Here is a 21,029-nt window from a genome sequence, read left to right on the forward strand (position 1 = left end):
ATGCCCCCCCCCCCACCCCCGGGTTTGAACTTTCGGGAGTGCCCGCATGCTGACGTGCTGCTCGGCGCGTCCGGCCGTGCCTACCTCGCCTACTGCCCAGACCGCGAGCGCGAAGCGGTCCTGCGCCGCCTGCGCGAGCACGACGACCCGGGCAACGAACTGGCCCATGACCCCCAGTGGGTCCAACGGCTGGTGCACACCGTCCGTACCCGCGGGTACAGCGTGCGCGCCCCCGAGTACGACGTCGACAGCCGCACCTCCATCGCCGTCCCCATCCGCGTCCGCGGCCGCGTCATCGGCTGCGTCAACCTGACCTGGCGCAAGACACTCATGTCCGCCCAGGAAGCCGCCCGCCGCCACCTGCCCGACCTGCGCACAGCCGCCGACCGCATCGAAACCCTGGCGGCCGAGGCCAGCCCTAGCCCGTCCCACCACACCACGCCCTGAACCCCGGCCAGGTGTCGAGCCCGCCCCGTCCATACCCGGAGGTCACGACGAGCTCGCCCGGCGGCGCTTCGGCACATGGAGGAGCACGTCGCTACGGCGTGCTGCTGTGCCGATGGCTCACTCCTGGCCGCCCGCCGCCTCACGGCCGCGCACTGGCAGCGGACTGGTCCGGGTGTCGACGGCCTGTACGACGGCCGCGAGTTCCCGCATCATCTTCAGGGGCTTGATCAAGGCAGCGACGGGCTGGGTGCGAACGAACTCGCCAGGGTCGTGGACGAGGCGGCGGAGCAGCCGGCGCGGCTTGGTCACCAGTCTGTGCCGCAGATCCCCGAGATAGCGGCTCGGGTCCGCCTGGCTGATCTCGGTATCGCACTTGGTGCATCGGACACCCGCCAAGAGCCGGCCGAGATAGCGGATCTCATGGAGGGTGTCAGCGGCGCACCACTGGCAGGTCAGAACAGCACGGTGAACGTCGAACATACGGCTTCTCCCACTCACGGCTATGGCAGAACATAGCCGGTGCTCGTCAGGAGGTGCTCGGCCCGGAACAAGTCCTGCGGATGAGTGATCTCCAGATTCAGCGTGTCTCCCGTGACCCATCGCGACTTCACGGAGCTGAAGCGGGTGATGCACGACATCGTGTCCGCGCCCACGAACGAGTCCCGCGCAGCCGCCTCGAACGCGGCGAGCATCGACCTCGCCTCGAACGCCTGCGGTGTCTGCGGGCGGAGCAACCGCTGTGGAGATCCGATGACCATGTCGTCGGCATCGGCCTTTACAAGATCATCAGCGAGAAGGCCAGGGATCGCGCCGCCGAACATTCGCGCGGCGTGAATGACACCAGCGGTCAGCGTCGACGATGCCAGCGGACGCGTCACGTCGTGGATCACCACGACGTCGACGGCGCCGGTGTCGATCCGGCCGGCGAGGTGCCGCAGGGCGAGCAACTGTGATTCCTGCCGTGTCTCCCGGCCCAGGACGATCTCCACGGGGAGCCCGTCGGCCTCGCGCGCCACAAGGCGGCGGGCCGTCTGGTAGTCCTCGGGCGGGACGACAAGGAGCAGCGGGCCGATCTCCTTCGTCGCGGCGAGCGCGCGGAGCGCCCAGGACATCAGGCTGCGGCCGAGCAGAGGGAGATAGGCCTTGTGCAGCCCTGGTGCGAATGCCGTGCTCTCGCCGCTCACCAAGACCACTCCCGCGGCGTGCGGGCTGCCTGGCACACGTTCGCGCGAGAGGGGGTCCATGGTCTCGGCGGGAAGGGCGGACGGCGGGTCCGCCGATGAGTGGTTTGGCGCCTCATCCATATGTTGGCCGCCTTCCGTGGTGCAATGCATCGGTATCGACCAGTATGGCGTTGAGCCTGGTGAGCAGGCGAGCAGCCTCGGTGGCATCTCCCACGCGTTGGTCCACGGTCAGGCCGGCCCGGCACCGCGTCCGTACGGAGACGCGATCGCCCTCGACCACCGGATGCCGGCTCACCTCCCCGATGACGAGTGACGTGGCTTGGGGCGGGATCAGCGGGAGCTGACCGGCGGCGATGCCCAGACGGCCCACGTTGAGCAACGTCCCGGTGGCTCCCGAGAGACAAGCCAGCGGAAGCCTGCCCTTGCGCGCCTGAGCGGCCAGGTCCCGAAGCCGCATGTCAAACAGCGCCGGGGTGACCAGATCCGGATCATGTAGTACGGGAGCGAGCATTCCGCCGGTGGTGTCGACGGCCACGGCGACACCGACGCGTTCCAGCAGGGTGAGCCGCCCGTCCGTCCACGTGGCGTTCAGCTCCGGGGCCTGCCGCAGCGCCGCCGCGAAGGCCCATACGAACAAAGTGGTCCAGCGGCATCCGCGCCGGTCGGCCTCGAGCGCATCAAGGTCGAGATCGGCGTACAGGGTGAGCTGGGGTGCGGTGGTTCCGGCCGCCAGCCGACGAGCGGTGGCTCTGCGCGCCGTCTGCCTCCGTACTGCGGCGGAGGTGCGTGTCGCCTGATGGGCGGACGGGGAGGCGACCGATCGCGGTGCCGCTGCCTGCTCGACGTCGATGACCCGGATGCAGCCGCCGGGCCCGCTCCCGGTCACGGTGCCGAGGTCGACCGAGAGCGCCACCGCGCGGGCTCGGGCCAGCGGCACGGCGGGTCGCTGGGCGGTGGGTGCCGAGCTGGCCGTCCCCTGTGTGCCGGTTGCGGGGAGGTCGATTCGCCCGCCGGGGTCATCATGGCCGATGTCTCCTGGCGTGGGGGTGTCGAGCAGTCCGCTCAGGAGATCGTCGTCGCCGCTGGTGATGTAGGCGATGGCGGTCCCGACCGTGACCACCTCTTCGGGGTCGGCCAGGATCCTGCTCAACGTGCCGTCCGCGGGCGCCTCGACCTCCATGTCGACTTTGTCGGTCGCCACTTCGCACACAGTCTCGCCGCTGCGGACCTGGTCACCTGGCTTCTTGTGCCAGGCCAGCAGCGTGCCCTCCTGCATGGTCATCGACATCTTCGGCATCAGGACCGGTATCTCGCCCATCACCACGTCCTGACCAGGTCCTCGGCGGCGGCCACGATGTCGGGAATTTGCGGGACGCTGGCGGTCTCGAGCTGAGGAGCGTACGGGATCGGCGCGTCCAGCCCGCACAGCCGCCGGATCGGCGCACGCAGGTGGCCGAACGCGCGCGACCCGGCGGTCAGCGCGGCCAGCTCGGCGACGTAGCCGCAGGTCAATGGTGCCTCCTGGACGAGCAGCAGGCGGCCGGTGTCGGTGACGGAGTCCAGCATCGGCTCGGCGTCCAGCGGCTTGAGTGTTCGCTGGTCGATCACGGTGGCCTCAATATCGACGGCCGCGAGGCGCTCGGCCGCCTCCAGCGCTCGGGACACCATCACACCAGTGCCGACAATGGTGACATCGGCGCCACGGCGGCGCACGACGCTGTGCCCGAGTGGGATCCGATCGGCGCCGGCCGGCACCGGGCCGCTGGTGCGATAGAGCAGCTTGTGCTCGAGGACCACGACGGGATTGGGATCGTCGATGGCTGCCAGCAGCAGGCCCTTGACATCGGCCGGCGTGACGGGCATGACCACCTTGAGGCCTGGCACGTGCGCGAACCACGCTTCCAGACTCTGTGAGTGCTGGGCGGCGGCACCGGTGCCCGAGCCCGTCGGCGCGCGCAGCACCATGGGCACCGTGGCGGCGCCGCCCAGCATGAAATGGATCTTCGCTGCCTGGTTGACGATCTGGTCCATCGCCTGAGCCGTGAAGTCGGAGAACTGGATCTCCACCACCGGGCGCATGCCGCACAACGCCGCGCCCACTGCCGCCCCCACGATGCCGAGCTCGGCGATGGGGGTGTCGCGGACCCGTTCAGGGCCGAACCGGTGGATGAGGTCACCGGTGACACCGAAGGCGCCGCCGTACACGCCGATGTCCTCACCCAGGAGGAAGACCCGGTCGTCGGCGGCGAGCGCCTCGGCCAACGCCTCGCGTACCGCCTCGGCGTAGCTCAGTTCCCGGACGCTGTCACCTGCCTGCGACGGGGCAGGGGTGGGCAGAGTCGTTGTCACGTGTCATCCCTTCCGTGAGACGGGCTCGGGGGCGGATCAGGTGGCGTAGACGGCCTCGGCGAGCTCAGCCGGGTCCGCATCGGGTGCCGCGGAGGCGGTCTGAACGGCCGACCGCACGCTCTCGCGGGCCTGGGCCCGGCACTGCTCGATCTCGGCGGTGGTCAGCGTGCGCGCCGCCTCGGCGGCCCTCTCGAAGCGGACGATGGGATCCCGTTCCCGCCAGTCCTCGATCTCCTCACGAGTGCGGTAGAGGTTCTTGTCGCTCTTGGAATGGCCCTTCCACCTATAGGTGGTCGCTTCGACGAAGGACGGCCCGGCGCCGGATCGCGCCCTCGACACCGCGGCGGTGACCGCGGCGAAAACCTCCTGGACGTTGTTGCCGTCCACGGTGACGGCGGGGATGCCGTAACCGGCCGCCCGTTCGGCGAGTGGCGTCTTCGACGCCCGCCCGACCGGCATGGACATCCCGTAGTGGTTGTTCTCGCACACGAAGACGACCGGCAATGACCAGATGGCGGCCAGATTGACCCCCTCGTGCCAGGCACCTTCGTTGACCGCGCCGTCGCCGAAGAAGCTGAGTGCCACCTCGTCGCCGCCGCGCAGCTGGACAGCGAGACCGGCGCCGGCTGCGATGGGCACGCCACCTGCCACGATGCCGTTGGCTCCGAGGTTCCCTGTCGCGACGTCGGCGATGTGCATGGATCCGCCTCGCCCGCGGCAGTATCCGGTCCGCTTGGCCAGGAGCTCGGCCATCATCCGGTCTGGGACCGCGCCCTTGGCGATGCAGTGGCCGTGGCCGCGATGGGTCGAGGTGATGTAGTCCGACGGGCGCAGGGCGAGGCAGGCGCCGGTGGCCACCGCCTCCTGCCCGATCGACAGGTGCATGGTGCCGTGCATCAGTCCGCGCGCGAACAACTGATCCACCGCCTCCTCGAAAAGGCGGATCGTCCACATGGTGAGCAGCACTCGCCTGGCCGTCGCGGGATCGCCGGCGAGGGCGGGCAGCGGCCGGTCGCCGTTCGCGACGTGCTTGGTGACGATGTCGGCGGTCATGTGCGCGTACCTGCGAGAGCCCAGGCCGGAGTGGGGACGAGCGGTGAGCCCCCGCCTTTCTCGTCGCCCGTCCATTGATCCTGCAAGCGGCGCAGCGTGGCGATGACGGTGTCGTCCCGCAGCGCGACCGCGTCACGGGTCAGCGGCTCACCGGCGGGCACCTCGCGCAGCAGGGTGGCGCCGGCGGCCAGGCCGAGCGGGACCAGGCCCTCGTGGGCGGCGACGCCGGCGGCTTCGATCAGGCCGCGGACCAAGTGACCGCCGATCCCGTCGATCACTTCACCCGGCTTGAGATCCCGCTTGGCGACCGCCACCACCTCCGCGGTCCAGCTCGTCGGTGCGAGGCTGGGTGTCCGGTCGAGCACCGTTTCCGCGACCGTCAGGGGCGCCTCCACGCTGGCCAGGTGGTACGGCCGGTAGAGGGCGTAGTAAGGGCCGGTACCCAGGCTGAGATAGTCCAGCTCGGCAGCGACGACCGGGTCGGGGCAGCGCACGACGGTGAACACGCCGGGAGCGACCGGACCCGTGCAGTAATCGACCACTCCGGGGCGATCCAGTACGCCGCCGTCGACCATCGGGCGGAACACCTCGGACAGGCGCTCGACGGTCGCCGGCGGCCCGTACATACCCCTCCGGCTGACCTCCAGCCCGGTGGCGTTGGCCAGCGCAGCCATTTCGATCATCGTTTTGGAGCCGTCGACGAAGCTGGTGAGCATCTTGGGGTTCATCCCCCGGGCGCGGGCCTGCTCCGCCAGCACGTCCGGGTTCGCCTGGGGATCAAGCGGGTTGTTCTTGCCCTTGCCCGCGCAGACCACCTCGAAGCCGAGCGTACGGGCATAGTCCACGAGGCGCAGAGCCTCCACCGGCTCGTCACCGCGACAGACCGTGTAGACCCGTCCCATACGCCGGGCCAGGCCGGCCAGGGCGAGACCCACGGTGACGTCGCACTCGACCGTCAGCAGAGCGATATCGCGGCCCGCGAGCAGCGCGTTGAATGCGATCCGGGCGGCGACCTCCGGCACCCCGCTCGCCTCGACCACGATGTCGACCGGCAACCGGACCAGCAGCTCGGCGTCGTCGGTGACGACCGGTCTGCCATCCTCGACCGCCTCGGAGAGCCGGTCGGCATCGTCAGAAAGGAGCGGATCGATGCGCCCGGCCTTCCGGTACGCCGACACCGCCCGGTCGGGCTCGATGTCGGCGACCGCGGCGATCTCCATGCCAGGCATCCTGCCTACTTGCGCGATGAATCCAGTCCCCATCTGACCGGCGCCGACGAGCCCGATCCGGATGGGACGGCTCGATCGTGCCCGCTCCGCGAGCCGTTCAAGGTATGCCATGCGATCCCCTTCTCCCAATGGGCAGGGCCGAGCATTTGCACATTTGACCAATGCTCGGAACAGATGTGATACATCATGACTCTGTCTTCATCGCTGGGCAAGAGGCCTGAACGATCCTCATTGCCACGTCCCGGGATGACCGATCTGCACATTTGTGCAGATCGGGATGCCGGGGCTTGCGCCCGAGGGGAGCAGTCGGTTTACACTTCTGCTCGCCATTTGCTCACATTTGTTCAGCGAGGAGAGCAACAGTGCCCCAGGGAGTCGTGACCATCGCGGCACGCGCAGGATTGCACGCACGACCGGCGGCACTGCTGGTCCAGGCGGCCGCCCGGCAACCGGGTGCAGTGCGCATCGGCCGGCCGGGCCAGCGGCAGGTGGATGCCAAGAGCATCCTGTCCGTGCTGTCGCTGGCCATCGCGTGCGGCGAAGAGGTGCTGGTGGAAACCGATGGCCCGAGCGCCGATGAGGCGCTCACCGAGCTGCTCGGGATGCTGAAGGTCGATCCGGACGGCCACTGACACGCGCGCCAAAGAAGCTGAAGATCTGTCTGGACGGTCACGTCCGACGCAACGCGGCCAAGACCAGGGGCGTGAAAACCAGCGGCGCCGGTTCGAGGAACGGACGCCGCGGCGCGATCGGCGCGGCCGGACTACTCCTGCCGCACCATCCCCAGCAGCGCCCTGCCCAGCGCGCTGTCGCAGATGAGCACGTTCATGAATCCTGCGCGCAGGGCGCCGAGCACCCCCCGCGCCTTCTCCACTCCCACGGCCATTCCGACCACGGTGGGGATGGCATGCAAATCCTCCAGCGAGACCGCGAGAACGCGGTCGTGCACGGCGCCGAGGATGGGCTGCCCGTCTTCGTCGAAGTAGCGGGCGCAGACGTCGCCGACGGGACGGGCACGCTCGAACTGCTGCCGCTGCCGGGGCGTCAGCCGTAGCGTGTCGATGATCGCCGCCGACGACCCGGCCCCGAACGCCCCGATGCCCACGAATGACAGCGACGACCGCCGCGCCGCGTCCAGAACCGAGGCGATCGCGGGCTCGGCCAGGAGAGTTTCCTTGCTGGCGGCCGACTCCAGCAAGGCAGGCGCGTGCAGTCGCTGCGAAGTCGCGCCGAGCCGTGCGGCGAGCTCGCGCACCAGCTCCTCGCCCGTGATCTCCGAGGCCACCGATGACAGTCCGCCGACCAGCGGCAGCACCTCGACCGGGATGACCCGATCGGTGCGTACGGCTTCAACCAGCGCCTGCAGAGTGCGCCCCCAGGACAGCGACAATCGGTGCTCCGGCCGCAGCGTGTCGAGCAACCATTCGGCGCCCGCCGAACCCACTTGGGAGAGCGTCGCGTCGTGGCCTCGCCCGCCGACCACCCGGCACTCGGCCAGGGCGAAGGCGGACTTGATCTCGTCTTCCAGGGCGATGTCCCTGAGCGAGAGGTCGCGAATCCGGATGTCCACGATGCCCTGCTCGCGGGCGGAGGTCAGGATCCGCGAGACGTTGGTGCGACTCAGGCCCAGCCGCTCGGCGACCTCCTGCTGGGAGAGGTTCTCTTCGTAGTACATCCGCGCGACGCGGACCAGCAACTCACGATTGCGGGGCGCGGGCATCGTCACGTCCGTTCATGTCCTCACCAATGACCTGGTTATCCCACCTCTTGAGCGGCCCTTCAGCAGCATGGACGCCTTCCCGCGACTCTGGCCCGATTCGGGTCGAGGGGGTGCCGGATGAGTCGTGTTTCGTGAGAGCTGCGTCCACAAGGTCTTGCATGTGGCTTCCGTCACATGTTATTAACTTGCACATCGGTCCACCCTAAATGAACAGATGTGACAATAGTCGATCAACTCGGCGACCTGCAAGTCCAGGGTGGGCCGGCGTCCGGCCCCGCGTCGAAAGGAGGCTCGACGTGGAATCCATCACCGTCTTGTTCGTTGGTCTCGGCGTCTTGTGGCTCGGCCAGCTCGTCCTGGCATGGACACAGGCCCGATCGTTCCTCCGGTCCGCCCGCGAGCTGCGAGCGCAGGGCCGGGTCGCGATCGGCATGGGGCGGCGCCGGTGGATGCGCCGCGCCTACGTCGCTTTAGCGGCCGACGAAACCGGCCACGTCATCGCCGCTCGATCCATGCATGGCCTCACCGTCTTCGCCCGCCCCCGACCGCTACCCGGTCTGACCGGGATCCCGGTGGCCGATCTGGCTCATGGGGACGCAGAAAGGCAGCTGTCGCCCCTGATGGCCGCCGCCGCGTCGCAGGCGGCGAGGTTCCTCACCGACTCGTTCCGCCGCAAGCCTGGGCCGGCGAGGTAACCGAAACCCGTAGGGCCCATTCGCTCTACGCACCCCCCCATTCACCCGGTCGCCAGCTGAGATGGTGACCGCAGGTTCGCAAGGAGCAAGTTCGTGCCAGCTAACTTGATCTATCTGGTGGCGCCTGCCCCGCCCAAAGGCCCGCAAGGCGTACTCGGCACTCTGGCGCACTGGGCCGAGGACTTCATCGGCATCTTCAAAGCGGGTGCGGAGACCTTCGTGTCCCTGGTCACCGGCATCATCCCGCTACTGATCATCCTGCTCACCGCGGTCAACGCGCTGATCAGGATGATCGGGCCCGAGCGCATCGACCGGCTCGGCGTGCTGGCCGCCCGGCCGGGACTGATCTACTACCCCCTGCGGTATCTGGTGCTGCCCGTGCTGGCGGTGTTCTTCCTCACCAACCCGATGGCATACACCATCGGCCGGTTCCTGCCCGAGGACAAGAAACCCGCGTTCTACGACTCCGCGGTGAGCTTCGTGCACCCCATTCTCGGGATCTTCCCCCACGCCAACCCGGGTGAGTACTTCGTCTACGCCGGCATCGCCGCCGGCGTCACCACTCTCGCCGCCAAGAACAGCGCGATCCTGCTCGGCGACCTCGCGGTGCGCTACTTCCTGGTCGGCCTGCTCGTGATCTTCATCCGTGGCGTGGTGACCGAGCTGATCACCAAGGCGATGCTCAACCGCCAGGCCCGCAAGACCCAGGAGGCGACGGCATGACCGCCACCACCACTCCCGACACGGCTCGCCGCGGTCCGCTGGACCTCGTCAACAAGGTCCTGGTCGTCATCGGCAAGCGCGTCGGCACCGTCGTCGGCACGCTCTACCAGGCCGGGCGCGACGCCATCGACACCACGCTGCGCAACGTGATGCCCTTCATGGCCTTCATCTCCCTGATCATCGGCATCATCACCACCACCGGGGTGGGCGAGTTCCTCGCCAACGGCCTGCGTCCATTGGCCGGTTCCTTCATCGGCCTGCTGATCATGTCGATCGTGTGCGCCCTGCCGGTGCTCTCCCCGCTCCTCGGGCCGGGCGCGGTGATGGCCCAGATCATCGGCACGCTCATCGGCGTGCAGATCGGCCAGGGCAACATCCCGCCGCAGTACGCATTGCCCGCACTGTTCGCCATCAACCCGCAGGTCGGCTGCGACTTCATCCCGGTGGGCCTGTCACTGGGAGAGGCGGAGCCGGAGACCGTCGAGGTCGGTGTGCCCGCCGTGCTCTTCTCCCGGCTGATCACCGGTCCGCTGGCCGTGGTCCTGGCCTACCTGGCCAGCTTTGGCCTCTACACCTCCAGCACCCAGTGACAAAAACCCGACAAGAGCGCGATGATGCCCTCAATTCGGGCCGCAGCCGGCCCGCAGGCCCTTCGAGAGCACTGACCGGTCGGGAGCAGATCAAGGAGACGAGATTTGACGGACTACAAAGCGGTACGGATCACCGCAGGCCGCGGCGGATGGGGCGGCCCTCTGGTCATCCGACCTACCGAACAACGCAACCTCATCTACTCCGTGACCGGCGGTGGGATCCACCCGGTGGCGCAGCGCATCGCAGATCTGACCGGAGGGCAGGCGTTCGACGGATTCCGTAGCTCGGCGCCGTTCGATCAGATCGCGGTCGCGGTGATCGACTGCGGTGGCACCGCCAGGATCGGGGTGTACCCGATGAAGAAGGTGCCCACGGTGGATGTGCACGCGACGTCGCCCGCCGGGCCACTGGCGATGTTCATCAAGGAAGAGATCTTCGTTTCCGGTGTCAAACCCGACGACGTGCTCGAGGCGTGAGGATGGACGCGGTTCCGACCAGGCCGACTCCCAACGGCTCGTCCCCGGCAGCCGTCCGCTACGCGAGCCAGGTGACTGCGGTGGGCCCCATGGTGCCCGACTTCGCCGAGCAGCGGATCCTCGTGTTCTTCGGCGGCAACGCCCCAGCGGAGCTGCATGACTTCTGCGTCCTGCACAGCCCCACCGTGGCAACCGGTGGCCTGCGCGTGGGCGACGAGATCGTCATCGACGACACCGTTCTGTCCGTACTCGCGCTAGGGGAGGTAGCCGAGGAGAACCTCATCAATCTCGGCCATCTGAACCTGAAGGCCAAGGGAGAGACGCGGGCGCCGCTGCCCGGCGATGTCTGCGTCGAAGACGGTCCACTGCCGGTCCCCAGGCCGGGGAGCCGGTTCTGGATCCGGGAGGCGGCCGGCCGGCGCTGATCACGGTGGCGGCCGTGATCAGCGCGGCCGCCACCCCCGAGTCGTCGCTCAGGGGCGGCGACGCACAAGAACGACGTGGAGGATCGGGGACGGCGGTCGAGTGACCGGATGCCGCGCCCCTGGACGAGGGGCTCGTGACACATGCACACGCTGACAGGCATCGGGGTCAGCCCGGGAATCGTGGCAGGACCCGCGGCAGTGATGAACGCGCCGCCGGTCCTCCCGGCCCGGCCACCGGCAGTGACCGACGAACACGCCGCCGTGGAGGCCGCCCACACGGCCCTTGGCGAGGTCGCAGCCGAACTGCTGGAGCGGGCCGGGCAGGCGATACCACCGGCAGCGGACATCCTTGCCGCCCAGTCGGCCATGGCCGCCGATCCGGTGCTGGCGCAGCGCGTGGCGGAGCTGATCAAGGCCGGCCGCCCGCCGGCATACGCCGTCAGCGACGTCATCGCCGAGTTCGCCGAGCAGTTCCAGGCGGCGGGCGGCTATCTCGCGGAACGCGCGGCCGACCTCGAGGACCTGCGCAACCGCATCGTCGCCCGGCTGCTCGGGCTGCCGATGCCGGGCCTGCCCGATCCCGGCCACCCGTACGTGCTCATCGCGGACGACCTGGCGCCTGCCGACACCGCCACCATCGACCCGCGGCAGGTGCTCGCCATCGTGACCGAGCGGGGCGGGCCGACGAGCCACACGGCGATCCTGGCCAAGTCACTCGGGCTGCCCGCCGTCGTGGCGTGCACGGGCGCCATCGCGGTGGCGGACGGCACGCAGCTCCTGGTCAACGGCACGATCGGCACCGCCGTCGTGGCTCCGGCGCCTTCCCAGGTGCGGTCCGCCCTCGATCGCGAAGCCGTACGTCGGGCCGCCGCCGCCCGGGTGACCGGGCCGGGACGAACCTCGGACGGCCACCCGGTCAAGCTCATGGCGAACCTCGGGACCGCTCGCGAGCTGCCCGCGGCGACCGCGGCCGAGGGCGTCGGCCTGTTGCGTACCGAATTCCTGTATCTCGACCGTGCCGAGGCGCCCGGCTTCGACGAGCAACGGGCCGCCTACGCCGAGATCTTCGACGCCTTCGCGGGCCGTCGCGTCGTCGTGCGCACCCTCGACGCGGGTGCCGACAAGCCGCTGCGGTTCGCCACGCAGCCCGACGAGCCCAATCCGGCCCTCGGCGTCCGGGGGCTGCGGACATCGCTGCGGTCACCCGAGCTGCTGGACGAGCAGCTCGCCGCGATCAGCGCGGCGGCCCAGCGGGCGCGGGCCGAGGTGTGGGTCATGGCGCCGATGGTGTCCACTCCCGGCGAGGCGGCGGCCTTCGCCCAGCGGGCCCGAGCTCAAGGGTTGCCGACGGTCGGCGTCATGATCGAAGTACCGGCGGCCGCGCTGCGTGCGGACGCCGTGCTCGCCGGTTGCGACTTCGTCAGCCTCGGCACGAACGACCTGGCCCAGTACGCCTTCGCCGCCGACCGCACGCTCAGCGACGTCGCCGACCTGCTCGACCCGTGGCAACCGGCCCTCCTCGACCTGATCCACCTCACCGCCCAGGCCGGTCACCGCGCTGGCAAGCCGGTCGGGGTGTGCGGCGAGGCCGCCGGCGACGCACTGCTCGCCCTGGTGCTCGTCGGTCTGGGCGTGACCAGCCTGTCCATGGCCCCCGCCACCCTTGTCGACGTGCGCGCCGCACTCGCCCACCACACCATCGCCGAATGCCGGCACCTCGCCGACCTGGCCCGGGCGGCCCCCGACGCGGCCGCCGCCCGAAGCCATGTCGAAGCGGTCGCACACACCGGCAGGTGGGGCGGCGCGCGAGACGGCTGGCGCTGAACCTGCTCGGTGAGGCGGCGACTGCCATCGCGGCCCGGCTCGGCGTGGCAGGCTGTGGCACCTTGGCGAAGCGGCCGGTGTGGTAGGCGCCGGACCGCGACCGGCAGGGCGATCCCGGGTTCGACGTCGCATCCCGGACGAGGGTGACGTTCGACCCCATCGGCGACATGAGTGACGCCGTCATCAGCACCGGAATTCGCGGCGGGCACGACGCTTTACGGGCGGCATTGCCCAGGCCGGGGGCGTGCGGCTGCCGCCGCCGCGCCGGCCTTCCAGAGCCGGCTCGCCCTCCGCCGGCGTGTTCCGGTACACGGCGAGCGACTCCTGCGGTCGTACCGCGCCGGCCCGGCCGGCGGAGAGGTGGGGTGGGCCGCCGGGGTCGGCCAGTGTGAACTGGGGAGGTCATGTGGTGCTGCCTCAGATGGTGATGGCGATTTTGCCGGCGGGTAGGCCGCTTTTCAGATGGCGGATCGCGTCGGGGACCTGACCAGCGGGTAGGTGCTGTCGAGAATCGGGGTGACCGTGCCGGCGTCGATCAGCTCGGTCAGGGTGTGCAGGTCCTTGGCGGGCGCCGTGGTCAGGACTCCGCGCAGGTGCTGGCCGACAAACGGCGACAGCAGCATCGCCCGGATCAGGCGGTCGGTGCCGTGCAGCCGGCGCCCGCCCTCGGCGCCGCCGACCATGACGAGCGTTCCGCGGGGTGTGAGGGCGCGTCGCAGCCGGGCCAGGGTGTGGGTGCTGGTGGGGTCGAGGATGAGGTCGTAGTGGCCGACCTGGTCGGTGAAGTCCTCACGGGTGTGGTCGATGACGTCGTCGGCCCCGATGGATCGGACCAGGTCGGTCTTGCTGGTCCGGCACACGCCGGTGACGTGCGCGCCGAAAGCCTTGGCGAGCTGCACGGCGAACGTTCCGACGCCGCCGGTGACCAGCACGTGCTGGCCGGCCTGGAGTTTTTCCGGCGTCGCGCAGCCCCTGCAGCGCGGCGCAGGCGGAGCCGGGGACGGTCGCGGCCTGCGCGAACGTGATGCTCGCCGGTTTGGTGGCGAGCCCGTCCTGGCGGGCGCAGGCGTACTCGGCGTAGGCGCCGTCGCAGGTGCCGAAGACCTCGTCGCCGGGGCGGAAGTCGGTCACGTTGGCGCCGACGGCCTCGACCCGGCCGGCGACGTCCATACCCTGGACCGGGTTCTTCGGTCTGCGTAGCCCGAATCCGCCGAGACGGAGCAGGTACGGCACGCCGGTGATGAGGTGCCAGACGCCTGGGTCGACGCCGGCGGCGTGGACGCGGACGAGCACGTCGTCGTCGCCTATGGTCGGCTTGTCGATGTCGCGTAGTTCGAGGTTATCTGGCGCACCGTAGGCGTATCGGGTGATCGCCTTCATCGTGGTCGCCTCGGTTCGGACGTGGTGGGCATGGTGTGCCTCCCGGGTGAGAGTGACGCGGGCCGGGTCGAGGGTTCAGGCGGTGGCCGGGATCGCGGTGTCGTGTCGGGGTGCCTTGGCGCCTTTGATGAGCAGCCAGAGGAGCATCGAAATCTCGGCGACGGCGGGCGGGGTCAGGACGAATGGGGCAAGCGCGGCTGCGAGGTCGGGAGCCAGGAACTGTGCGAACAGGTCCACGAGGTAGCAGAAGCACCCGATCATGAGGAGGACCCCCAGCACGCGCGGGAACATGCCGGACTTGTAGACGAGGTACCCGAGCGGCAGCAGCCACAGGCCGAAGAAGATCTGCGCGGTGAGATAGCCGTGGCGGTGCAGTTCGAACAGGAGCTGTACCAGCGCGTCGGATCCGCCGGCGCCGAGGGCGTTGACGTAGGTGGGGTCGGTGGCGACGAGCAGGGCACCGAACTGGTGCACCATGTTGAGGCCCATCATGGCCGCGGCGGCCACTGTAAAGATCACCACCGCGCGGGCGGCGTTCTTGTTCACGTGCTTGAGGAGCACGTACGCGGCCATGGCCGTTAACATCCCGAAAATGACCGCCACGAGGTCGGCGGCGACGCCGATGCGGACGAGGCCGGCGTTGGCGACGACGTTGTGCGCGGTCGCGGCGGCGTCGTGGGGCTCGTGGATGGTGGTGCGCAGGATTTCGGCGGAGCCACTGCAGATGGCCATGATCAGGTACAACAGTCCTGTTATCCGGGCGAGTCGTTGAGGGGCGTGCATGATTCCTCCTTGGTTTTGGGCGCGGTGAGCCGGGGCCGCGAGGCGGTGTCCTCGCGTGCCGGTCGTGGTGGTGGAGTTACTGCTCGGGGTGGGGGTACTGGAAGACGTCGTCGAGGGGCACCTGGAACACGTGCGCGATCTCGAAGGCCATCTCCAGCGACGGCGAGTAGCGGCCCTGCTCGATGGCGATGACGGTCTGGCGGGTTACGCCGATGCGGTCGGCCAGCTCCGCCTGCGTCATCTCCCCGTGGGTGAACCGCAGGGTCCGGATCGAGTTGGTAACCCTGGTGGGCTTGGCCATGGTCTACAAACCCCGCCGGTAGGCCACGATCTTCACGACCGCGGAGGTGAGCGCGGCGAGGACGAACGCCAGGTACAGCGAATTGGCGATCCAGAACTGCTCGACGTTGGCCATTGCGAGGCCGAGCGGCACGAGGGCACAGATGCTCATGACGTAGAACCCGACATAATCGCCCAGCCGGTTGATCTGCTTGTCGCGCTCGTCGGCCCGGCCCGCGTCCTTGGGCGAGGCCACGGCCGCGACGATGCCCAGGACGATGCCCGCACCGATGCCGACGCCGATGGCGGTGAGCATCGGCCCCACATAGGCGATCTCCGAGACGTCCGTCCCGGGTACCTTCGCGAGGATGGTCACGAAGTACGCGACGGGCACGGCGGCCGCGACGACGGCGTAGATCCACGAGCGCTTCTCTTCAAAGGACATGTCCCGCTCCCATGTACAACAAACTTGACATGGATAAGGTAAGACATTTTTGACATTGTGTCTAGAATATTTAACCTACTACGGCAGCCGCATTCGTGACCTGATCTTGGCGTGAGGGCTGGTCGGCCCGGGCGGCAGCAAATAGTTGGCTAGCCACATATTTGCTGTTACGGTGATTATGTGTCTAGCCACCTAATGCGTGGCGCAACGTTAGGAGCTGTCATGAAAGCCATCGTTTTCGACCGTTTTGGCGGCCCGGACGTACTGCACGAGGCAGACATCGAGGTCCCGCAGCCCGGCCCTGGGCAGGTCCGTGTCCGCGTGAAGGCTGCCGGGCTGAACGCGCTGGACGGCAAGATCCGCTCCGGGATGCTGGAGGCCTTGTACCCAACGACCTTCCCCGCCGTTCCCGGTGGCGAGCTCGCCGGCGTGGTGGACGCCCTGGGTGAGGGCGTGCAGGGCGTGCAGGTCGGCGACGAGGTGCTGGGCTGGTCGGACACCGGCTCGTACGCCGAGTACGCGCTGGCCACCATCGTGGCCCCCAAGCCCGCCGCCCTCGACTGGCAGCACGCGGCCGCGCTGCCGGTGGCAGGTGAGACCGCCGAGCGGGTCCTGAACCTACTGGGTGTCGCCGCCGGGGAGACCGTGCTGATGCACGGCGCATCCGGAGGGGTCGGAACCCTGGCGGTTCAGCTCGCCACGGCCCGCGGAGCACGTGTCATCGGCACCGCCGGCCCCGGCAACCAGGACTACCTCGCCTCGCTCGGCGCCACCGCGACCGTGTACGGCGAGGGCCTGGTCGAGCGGGTCCGGGCGCTCGCCCCTGACGGCGTGGACGCGGTGTTCGACCTGGCCGGGAAGGGCGCCCTTGAGGACTCCATCACCCTGCGGGGCGGCACCGATCGCATCGTCGCCATCGCCGACTTCCGCGCGCAGCAGCTCGGCATCACCTTCTCCAGTGGTTCTGCGAAGGCCTCGTCCGACCGCCTGGCCGCCCTGGCCCAGGACGCCGCGACCGGCAAGGTCGTCACCACCGTCACCACCTATCCGCTCGACCAGGCCGCCACGGCCCAGCGGGTCAGCGACGCCGGACATGTCCGGGGCAAGCTCGTTCTCACCGTCGGCTGAACACGCTCGCCTCTTCGTCCACCCCGCCCGCCGTTTTCCCGATGCCCACCCGGGCCTCGCCGCACCGAAGGACCATGCATGCTGGACTCTCTGTGGACGCCGACCACTGTCGGCGGCATATCCTCGCCGCACCGCCTGGTCATGGCCCCCATGACTCGGGACCGCTCCACGCCGGAAGGCGTCCCGACCGAGCTGAACGCCGAGTACTACGCCCAGCGGGCCTCGCACGCGCTGATCATCACTGAGGGAACCCAGCCCTCCGCCGACGGCCAGGGCTACCTCCTCACTCCCGGCATTCACAATGACGAGCAGATCGCCGGGTGGCGCAAGGTCATTGACGCCGTACACGCGGCCGGCGGCCGGATCGTCATCCAGCTGATGCACGTCGGACGCATCTCCCACCCCGACAACACGCCCCACGGGCGCCAGCCGGTCGCCCCATCGGCGATCCGCCCCGAGGGCGTGATGTTCACCGCGTCCGGGCCTCAGGAGATGCCGGAGCCCCGCGCGCTGTCGACGCAGGAGGTAGCGGCGACGGTCGACGACTTCCGTCGCGCCGCGGCGGCCGCCGTCGCGGCGGGCGCGGACGGCGTGGAGATCCACGGCGCCAACGGCTACCTGGTGCACCAGTTCCTGTCCGACAACACCAACCAGCGCAGCGACCGCTACGGCGGCTCCCTTGACAACCGCATCCGCTTCGCCATCGAGGTAGCCGCCGCCGTGTCCAACGAGATCGGCGCGGAGCGCACCGGTCTGCGTATCTCCCCCGGCAACCCCTACAACGACATCGCCGAGTCCGACACCGCCGAGCTGTATCCGGCGCTCCTGGACGCGCTGCGCCCGCTGGGCCTGGCCTACCTCCACGTGATGCACGTGGGCGAGGAGGCTCTGCTGGAAACCCTGCGCGCGCAGTGGCCGGCCACGCTGATCCTCAACCGGGGAGGCACCGATGTATCCACCCGCGCCAAGGACATCGACAACGGCACGGCCGACCTGGTCTCCGTCGGCGCCCTCGCGCTCGCCAACCCGGACCTGGTCGAGCGGCTCCGCGCCGGCGCGGAGCTGAACGCCCCCGACCCGGCCACCTTCTACGGCGGCGGAGCGGCCGGCTACACCGACTACCCCACCTACACGGATTGAGGCGCCGAACCATGCCCCACATCCCCACGACGGCCGGCAAAGGGCCGATGAGCTACGCGATCTTCCAGCTCGCCCGCGCCCACCGCGCCTACGCCGCGGCCCTGCTTCGCGCGATGGACCTGCATCCCGGACAGGAACTGCTGCTGATGCAGCTCTTTGACCGGGACGGCCAGACTCAGTCCGAGCTGCTGGAAAGCGTCGGCCTGGACCACTCCACCGTCTCCAAGTCCCTGCGCCGCATGCAGGATGCCGGCCTGCTCGTCCGCGAGCCGGCCGCACATGACCGGCGCGTCATGGTGGTCCACCTCACCGACAAGGGCCGGTCCATGCGCGAACCCATCGCGGCCCTGTGGCAGGCCCTGGAGGAGACCTCCGCGCGGAACCTGTCGGAGCAGCAGGCGGAGTCCTTCGTCGACACCGCCTACGCCATCGCCGAGGCGCTCACCAGCCGCGCCCTTCCGCAAGAAGAATCCGAGTAACTCGCCGGTGCGGCTGGCCGTCTGCACATCGAGAACGGCCGCATCACCTCGTCCCATCCGCCTTCGGCCTCTGCAACCAAGCCCCTCGCTCCTGACCTGATGGAAAGTGAAAACCCCATGACTGCCACCGACTCCACCAGCCTCCCGGTCCTCGTCGTCGGGGCGACCGGCTCTCTCGGGGGCAAGGTCGTCGACGAACTACTCAAGCGCGGCAAGAACGTCCGTGCCCTGGTCCGGCCGGCCAGCGACGCTGACAGACTCGAAAGCCGGGGCGTGGAGATCGCCCGCGGCGACATGCTCGACCTCGACTCGCTCGTCGCCGCCATGAACGGCGCCGATGCCGTCATCACCACCGCCGCCGGCTACACCCGCGGCGGCAAGAACGCGCATGCCATCGACACCGTCGGCAACGCCAACCTCGCCGAGGCCGCCCACCGCGCCGGCATCCGACGGTTCGTCCTGACCAGCATCCTCACCAGCGACCGGACGCCCGATGTCCCACACTTCTGGCACAAGAAGCTCGCCGAGGACAAACTCGAACAGCTCGGCGTCCCGTTCCTCGCACTGCGCCCGGGGGCGTTCCTCGACCAGATCGCGAGCATGGCGGGCGACCCGATCGACAAGGGCCGCCTGATATGGATCGGCAAGACCACCGTCCCGCTGACCTTCGTCCACACCTCCGATCTCGCGGCGTACCTGGCAGCCGCAGTCGACGCCGAGGCTGACGACGGTGAGCGCATCGACATCGGCTGGGACCGTCCGGTCAGCATGCGCGAGGTAGCCGACCTGATGGGCGGCAGGGCCGGAAAGAAGATCAAGGTGTGGGCCGTCCCGTCCGCCGTCGCCCATGCCGCAGGAGCCGTCGCCGGCCGCTTCATGCCCCTGATCAAGGACATGGCCGCGATGTTCGGCTGGTTCGACACCGGCCGCTACGTCGCCGACCCCCGCCGCCAGGAGCAGCTGTTCGGCCCCGTCCCCACGGCCGAGGACGTCCTCGCCCGGTATGGCGACGAGTTGGGCACTGCACAGCACCGGTGACAGGCCCGCGTCCCGGCGCCCTGACCAGGACACCTTAGGCTGCCCTACCGAATCCGATCCCCCACCGGAACACCAGCCAGCCGAGACAGAGCCCCAGGTGGAGGTGTTCGCCGCCGTATGGGACGGCAGAGTCTTCATCGTGACCAAGTTCGACCGCTTCGCCCGCAACATGGCCGAGGCCAACGAGATCTTCACCGACCTGTCCGGACTCGGCGGCTCGGTCTACGACTGGAACGACCCGTTCGGGCGGCTGTTCCTGCAGACCCTCGCCATGGTCGCCGAGTTCGGGACCAACCTCGGGCACATGCGCACCCGCGAAGGCATGGCCCTGGCCAAGAAGAACGGCAAGCTCAGGGGCAAGCAGCCTAAACTGCCCGAACCCGCCCGGCGCTCCATCCGCCGCCGATACGCCGAGGGCGAGGGTCTCTGGCCGACCTGGCCACCGAGTACAGCGTCGGGCGCTCCACCATCCACCGCATCACCCACGGACCAGAAACCTCCAGGTAGAGCGGTCGCGTGCCGAGGCTGAACATCACAGTTCACGCAAGATCATTCTCAGCGCTGGGTTCCCCGACCCTGGGGTTGGATCGTGCGGCGTGTCGAGTCGCATTCAAGGCGCCACCCCGGACAAGGCGCAGCGGCTGCTCAGAAGCCCGTCGCTCAGAAGTAGCTGTCGGCGGTGCGTGTGCGGAAGGCCCACCAGCTCCACGCCTGGTACGCGAGGATCACCGGGATCAGCACCACTCCGAACGCGGTCAGGATCTGCAGCGTGGTGTCGTCGGCCGCAGCCTCGGCGACGCTCAAGCCGGCGCCGGCTTTGGTGGCCAGCACGTATGGGTACTGCCCTGCCCCCACCAGCAGCACCGGCGCGACCGTTGCACAGCAGGTGGCGGCGAAGGCGCGGATGCGGTGCCCGCGCGACAGCGACCACCAGGCGGCCACCAGTGCCGTCACCAGCATCCCGGTCAGGAGCGCCGAGGTGAGGGGGTTGGTCATCGAAGCGCCCACGCCCAGCAGCGTCAACACCAGCGCCAGGACGGCGGCGGCGCCGGCCGCGCCCACCAGGGCGGTGCCCGCCCGGCGGGCCCTGGCGGCCAGGTCAGGGACCGAGCGCAGCGCCAAGAAGGCCGCCCCGTGCGCGGCGAACAGCAATGCCATGCCCGCCCCGCACACCAGCACGAACGGCGTGAGCACCTGGCCTGCCCCGAGGTGGAAGCTGCCGTCGGCGCGGCGCGGCACCCCGTGCAGCAACAACCCCACCACCAGCCCCCAGCACACGGCCGGCAACGCGCCGCCCGCCACGATGAGCGCCTGCCACCACCGGCGGCCGCGGCGGGTACGGCGGCGCAGCTGGACTGCGGTGTTGCCGACCGCCAGCCCGACCAAGATCGCCACCACCAGCGGGTACAGCCCGGACAGCAGACTGCCCTCCAGGTGCGGGAAGGCGCCGAACAGTACGCCGGTGAAGGCCACCAGCCACACCTCGTTGCCCAGGAAGAACGGTGCCATCGCGCCTAGGCCGTGTTTCATAAGGCACTGAGCCACTCGTTGATCGCGGCGATGGTGAGTGTGGCCTCGAAGCGGACAGCGAGCTTGTCGTACCTGGTGGCCATGGCGCGGTTGCGTTTGAGCTGGTTAATG

26 protein-coding genes are annotated in these 21,029 nt (G+C 69.3%); 13 read left to right on the forward strand and 13 right to left on the reverse strand.

Features of this window, described 5'->3' with window-relative positions; genetic code table 11:
• Positions 1-54 precede the first annotated feature (54 nt).
• Positions 55-447 carry an IclR family transcriptional regulator domain-containing protein gene (locus Q9G87_RS59395; protein ID WP_305925515.1) on the forward strand — a complete coding sequence of 131 codons (393 nt, stop codon included), beginning with the start codon at positions 55-57 and terminating at the stop codon, positions 445-447.
• Between the two features lie 117 nt (positions 448-564).
• Here Q9G87_RS59395 and Q9G87_RS59400 read toward each other — a convergent pair whose 3' ends face one another.
• The 6 genes from Q9G87_RS59400 to Q9G87_RS59425 are packed head-to-tail and all read right to left on the reverse strand — an operon-like array spanning position 565 to position 6,373.
• The gene (locus tag Q9G87_RS59400; RefSeq protein WP_305925516.1) at positions 565-927 is read right to left on the reverse strand and encodes a hypothetical protein; all 363 of its coding nucleotides are present in this window, start codon (positions 925-927) and stop codon (positions 565-567) included.
• A 20-nt stretch (positions 928-947) separates the two neighbouring features.
• The gene (locus Q9G87_RS59405; RefSeq protein ID WP_305925517.1) at positions 948-1,751 is read right to left on the reverse strand and encodes an IspD/TarI family cytidylyltransferase; all 804 of its coding nucleotides are present in this window, start codon (positions 1,749-1,751) and stop codon (positions 948-950) included.
• Positions 1,744-2,949, reverse strand: a complete 1,206-nt coding sequence (locus Q9G87_RS59410) for a 2-oxo acid dehydrogenase subunit E2 (protein WP_305925518.1) — start codon at positions 2,947-2,949, stop codon at positions 1,744-1,746. Before Q9G87_RS59410 ends, Q9G87_RS59405 begins: the two co-directional genes overlap by 8 nt.
• Complete coding sequence (locus Q9G87_RS59415) at positions 2,949-3,980, reverse strand: alpha-ketoacid dehydrogenase subunit beta (RefSeq protein WP_305925519.1); 1,032 nt, start codon at positions 3,978-3,980, stop codon at positions 2,949-2,951. Before Q9G87_RS59415 ends, Q9G87_RS59410 begins: the two co-directional genes overlap by 1 nt.
• A gap of 36 nt (positions 3,981-4,016) precedes the next feature.
• Positions 4,017-5,033 carry a thiamine pyrophosphate-dependent dehydrogenase E1 component subunit alpha gene (locus Q9G87_RS59420; RefSeq protein WP_305925520.1) on the reverse strand — a complete coding sequence of 339 codons (1,017 nt, stop codon included), beginning with the start codon at positions 5,031-5,033 and terminating at the stop codon, positions 4,017-4,019.
• Entirely contained in the window at positions 5,030-6,373 is a 1,344-nt protein-coding gene (locus Q9G87_RS59425) for an NAD(P)H-dependent oxidoreductase (RefSeq protein WP_305925521.1), read from the reverse strand. The genes Q9G87_RS59420 and Q9G87_RS59425 overlap by 4 nt, the downstream gene beginning before the upstream one ends.
• Before the next feature lie 266 nt (positions 6,374-6,639).
• Between Q9G87_RS59425 and Q9G87_RS59430 the strand changes: the two genes are divergently transcribed.
• Positions 6,640-6,894 (forward strand): HPr family phosphocarrier protein, encoded by a 255-nt coding sequence (locus tag Q9G87_RS59430; protein ID WP_305925522.1) that lies wholly within the window; start codon positions 6,640-6,642, stop codon positions 6,892-6,894.
• A 131-nt stretch (positions 6,895-7,025) separates the two neighbouring features.
• On the opposite strand, the gene Q9G87_RS59435 is transcribed toward Q9G87_RS59430, so the two are convergent.
• The gene (locus tag Q9G87_RS59435; protein ID WP_305925540.1) at positions 7,026-7,982 is read right to left on the reverse strand and encodes a sugar-binding transcriptional regulator; all 957 of its coding nucleotides are present in this window, start codon (positions 7,980-7,982) and stop codon (positions 7,026-7,028) included.
• Positions 7,983-8,278: 296 nt separating this feature from the next.
• Here Q9G87_RS59435 and Q9G87_RS59440 point away from each other — a divergent pair, with 296 nt between their 5' ends.
• From Q9G87_RS59440 to ptsP, 6 genes are all read left to right on the forward strand, one after another.
• Positions 8,279-8,677 (forward strand): transcriptional regulator GutM, encoded by a 399-nt coding sequence (locus Q9G87_RS59440; protein ID WP_305925523.1) that lies wholly within the window; start codon positions 8,279-8,281, stop codon positions 8,675-8,677.
• Between the two features lie 93 nt (positions 8,678-8,770).
• Positions 8,771-9,400 (forward strand): PTS glucitol/sorbitol transporter subunit IIC, encoded by a 630-nt coding sequence (srlA, locus tag Q9G87_RS59445; protein ID WP_305925524.1) that lies wholly within the window; start codon positions 8,771-8,773, stop codon positions 9,398-9,400.
• A complete protein-coding gene (locus Q9G87_RS59450) occupies positions 9,397-9,990 on the forward strand; it encodes a hypothetical protein (protein ID WP_305925525.1) in 594 nt (197 codons plus the stop codon). Before srlA ends, Q9G87_RS59450 begins: the two co-directional genes overlap by 4 nt.
• 105 nt (positions 9,991-10,095) lie before the next feature.
• Positions 10,096-10,467: a hypothetical protein gene (locus Q9G87_RS59455; protein ID WP_305925526.1), complete on the forward strand. Its 372-nt coding sequence runs from the start codon at positions 10,096-10,098 to the stop codon at positions 10,465-10,467.
• A gap of 2 nt (positions 10,468-10,469) precedes the next feature.
• Positions 10,470-10,892, forward strand: coding sequence for a PTS glucitol/sorbitol transporter subunit IIA (locus Q9G87_RS59460; protein WP_305925527.1), 423 nt, complete (start codon positions 10,470-10,472; stop codon positions 10,890-10,892).
• Positions 10,893-11,033: 141 nt separating this feature from the next.
• Positions 11,034-12,716 carry a phosphoenolpyruvate--protein phosphotransferase gene (gene ptsP, locus Q9G87_RS59465; protein WP_305925528.1) on the forward strand — a complete coding sequence of 561 codons (1,683 nt, stop codon included), beginning with the start codon at positions 11,034-11,036 and terminating at the stop codon, positions 12,714-12,716.
• A gap of 458 nt (positions 12,717-13,174) precedes the next feature.
• Here ptsP and Q9G87_RS59470 read toward each other — a convergent pair whose 3' ends face one another.
• The 5 genes from Q9G87_RS59470 to Q9G87_RS59490 all read right to left on the reverse strand — a co-directional run bounded on the left by Q9G87_RS59470 (position 13,175) and on the right by Q9G87_RS59490 (position 15,603).
• Complete coding sequence (locus Q9G87_RS59470) at positions 13,175-13,576, reverse strand: zinc-binding dehydrogenase (RefSeq protein WP_305925529.1); 402 nt, start codon at positions 13,574-13,576, stop codon at positions 13,175-13,177.
• Positions 13,506-14,096, reverse strand: a complete 591-nt coding sequence (locus tag Q9G87_RS59475; RefSeq protein WP_305925530.1) for an NAD(P)-dependent alcohol dehydrogenase — start codon at positions 14,094-14,096, stop codon at positions 13,506-13,508. The genes Q9G87_RS59470 and Q9G87_RS59475 overlap by 71 nt, the downstream gene beginning before the upstream one ends.
• Positions 14,097-14,171: 75 nt before the next feature.
• Entirely contained in the window at positions 14,172-14,879 is a 708-nt protein-coding gene (locus Q9G87_RS59480) for a DUF4386 domain-containing protein (RefSeq protein WP_305925531.1), read from the reverse strand.
• Positions 14,880-14,955: 76 nt separating this feature from the next.
• Complete coding sequence (locus Q9G87_RS59485; RefSeq protein ID WP_305925532.1) at positions 14,956-15,180, reverse strand: helix-turn-helix transcriptional regulator; 225 nt, start codon at positions 15,178-15,180, stop codon at positions 14,956-14,958.
• A gap of 3 nt (positions 15,181-15,183) precedes the next feature.
• Positions 15,184-15,603 carry a hypothetical protein gene (locus Q9G87_RS59490; protein WP_305925533.1) on the reverse strand — a complete coding sequence of 140 codons (420 nt, stop codon included), beginning with the start codon at positions 15,601-15,603 and terminating at the stop codon, positions 15,184-15,186.
• A 222-nt stretch (positions 15,604-15,825) separates the two neighbouring features.
• Between Q9G87_RS59490 and Q9G87_RS59495 the strand changes: the two genes are divergently transcribed.
• The 5 genes from Q9G87_RS59495 to Q9G87_RS59515 all read left to right on the forward strand — a co-directional run bounded on the left by Q9G87_RS59495 (position 15,826) and on the right by Q9G87_RS59515 (position 19,917).
• The gene (locus Q9G87_RS59495; RefSeq protein WP_305925534.1) at positions 15,826-16,731 is read left to right on the forward strand and encodes an NADP-dependent oxidoreductase; all 906 of its coding nucleotides are present in this window, start codon (positions 15,826-15,828) and stop codon (positions 16,729-16,731) included.
• A 78-nt stretch (positions 16,732-16,809) separates the two neighbouring features.
• The gene (locus Q9G87_RS59500; protein ID WP_305925535.1) at positions 16,810-17,871 is read left to right on the forward strand and encodes an alkene reductase; all 1,062 of its coding nucleotides are present in this window, start codon (positions 16,810-16,812) and stop codon (positions 17,869-17,871) included.
• Between the two features lie 11 nt (positions 17,872-17,882).
• Positions 17,883-18,350 (forward strand): MarR family winged helix-turn-helix transcriptional regulator, encoded by a 468-nt coding sequence (locus Q9G87_RS59505; RefSeq protein WP_305925536.1) that lies wholly within the window; start codon positions 17,883-17,885, stop codon positions 18,348-18,350.
• A gap of 117 nt (positions 18,351-18,467) precedes the next feature.
• Positions 18,468-19,388 carry an SDR family oxidoreductase gene (locus Q9G87_RS59510; RefSeq protein WP_305925537.1) on the forward strand — a complete coding sequence of 307 codons (921 nt, stop codon included), beginning with the start codon at positions 18,468-18,470 and terminating at the stop codon, positions 19,386-19,388.
• Positions 19,389-19,527: 139 nt separating this feature from the next.
• Complete coding sequence (locus Q9G87_RS59515) at positions 19,528-19,917, forward strand: recombinase family protein (RefSeq protein ID WP_305925538.1); 390 nt, start codon at positions 19,528-19,530, stop codon at positions 19,915-19,917.
• 131 nt (positions 19,918-20,048) lie between these two features.
• Here Q9G87_RS59515 and Q9G87_RS59520 read toward each other — a convergent pair whose 3' ends face one another.
• The gene (locus Q9G87_RS59520) at positions 20,049-20,897 is read right to left on the reverse strand and encodes a cytochrome d ubiquinol oxidase subunit II (protein WP_305925539.1); all 849 of its coding nucleotides are present in this window, start codon (positions 20,895-20,897) and stop codon (positions 20,049-20,051) included.
• Positions 20,898-21,029: the final 132 nt, after the last annotated feature.

It is taken from the genome of Nonomuraea turcica, from assembly GCF_030718205.1.
In the GTDB taxonomy this organism is placed as follows: domain Bacteria; phylum Actinomycetota; class Actinomycetes; order Streptosporangiales; family Streptosporangiaceae; genus Nonomuraea.

Excerpts from the sequence above, each read along its gene's own strand:
- Q9G87_RS59400 (WP_305925516.1), bottom strand. The coding sequence starts at position 927 with ATGTTCGACGTTCACCGTGCTGTTCTGACCTGCCAGTGGTGCGCCGCT.
- Q9G87_RS59405 (WP_305925517.1), bottom strand. The coding sequence starts at position 1,751 with ATGGATGAGGCGCCAAACCACTCATCGGCGGACCCGCCGTCCGCCCTT.
- Q9G87_RS59410 (WP_305925518.1), bottom strand. The coding sequence starts at position 2,949 with ATGGGCGAGATACCGGTCCTGATGCCGAAGATGTCGATGACCATGCAG.
- Q9G87_RS59420 (WP_305925520.1), bottom strand. The coding sequence starts at position 5,033 with ATGACCGCCGACATCGTCACCAAGCACGTCGCGAACGGCGACCGGCCG.
- Q9G87_RS59425 (WP_305925521.1), bottom strand. The coding sequence starts at position 6,373 with ATGGCATACCTTGAACGGCTCGCGGAGCGGGCACGATCGAGCCGTCCC.
- Q9G87_RS59435 (WP_305925540.1), bottom strand. The coding sequence starts at position 7,982 with ATGCCCGCGCCCCGCAATCGTGAGTTGCTGGTCCGCGTCGCGCGGATG.
- Q9G87_RS59450 (WP_305925525.1), top strand. The coding sequence starts at position 9,397 with ATGACCGCCACCACCACTCCCGACACGGCTCGCCGCGGTCCGCTGGAC.
- Q9G87_RS59460 (WP_305925527.1), top strand. The coding sequence starts at position 10,470 with ATGGACGCGGTTCCGACCAGGCCGACTCCCAACGGCTCGTCCCCGGCA.
- ptsP (WP_305925528.1), top strand. The coding sequence starts at position 11,034 with ATGCACACGCTGACAGGCATCGGGGTCAGCCCGGGAATCGTGGCAGGA.
- Q9G87_RS59475 (WP_305925530.1), bottom strand. The coding sequence starts at position 14,096 with ATGAAGGCGATCACCCGATACGCCTACGGTGCGCCAGATAACCTCGAA.
- Q9G87_RS59480 (WP_305925531.1), bottom strand. The coding sequence starts at position 14,879 with ATGCACGCCCCTCAACGACTCGCCCGGATAACAGGACTGTTGTACCTG.
- Q9G87_RS59485 (WP_305925532.1), bottom strand. The coding sequence starts at position 15,180 with ATGGCCAAGCCCACCAGGGTTACCAACTCGATCCGGACCCTGCGGTTC.
- Q9G87_RS59490 (WP_305925533.1), bottom strand. The coding sequence starts at position 15,603 with ATGTCCTTTGAAGAGAAGCGCTCGTGGATCTACGCCGTCGTCGCGGCC.
- Q9G87_RS59495 (WP_305925534.1), top strand. The coding sequence starts at position 15,826 with ATGAAAGCCATCGTTTTCGACCGTTTTGGCGGCCCGGACGTACTGCAC.
- Q9G87_RS59500 (WP_305925535.1), top strand. The coding sequence starts at position 16,810 with ATGCTGGACTCTCTGTGGACGCCGACCACTGTCGGCGGCATATCCTCG.
- Q9G87_RS59505 (WP_305925536.1), top strand. The coding sequence starts at position 17,883 with ATGCCCCACATCCCCACGACGGCCGGCAAAGGGCCGATGAGCTACGCG.
- Q9G87_RS59510 (WP_305925537.1), top strand. The coding sequence starts at position 18,468 with ATGACTGCCACCGACTCCACCAGCCTCCCGGTCCTCGTCGTCGGGGCG.
- Q9G87_RS59520 (WP_305925539.1), bottom strand. The coding sequence starts at position 20,897 with ATGGCACCGTTCTTCCTGGGCAACGAGGTGTGGCTGGTGGCCTTCACC.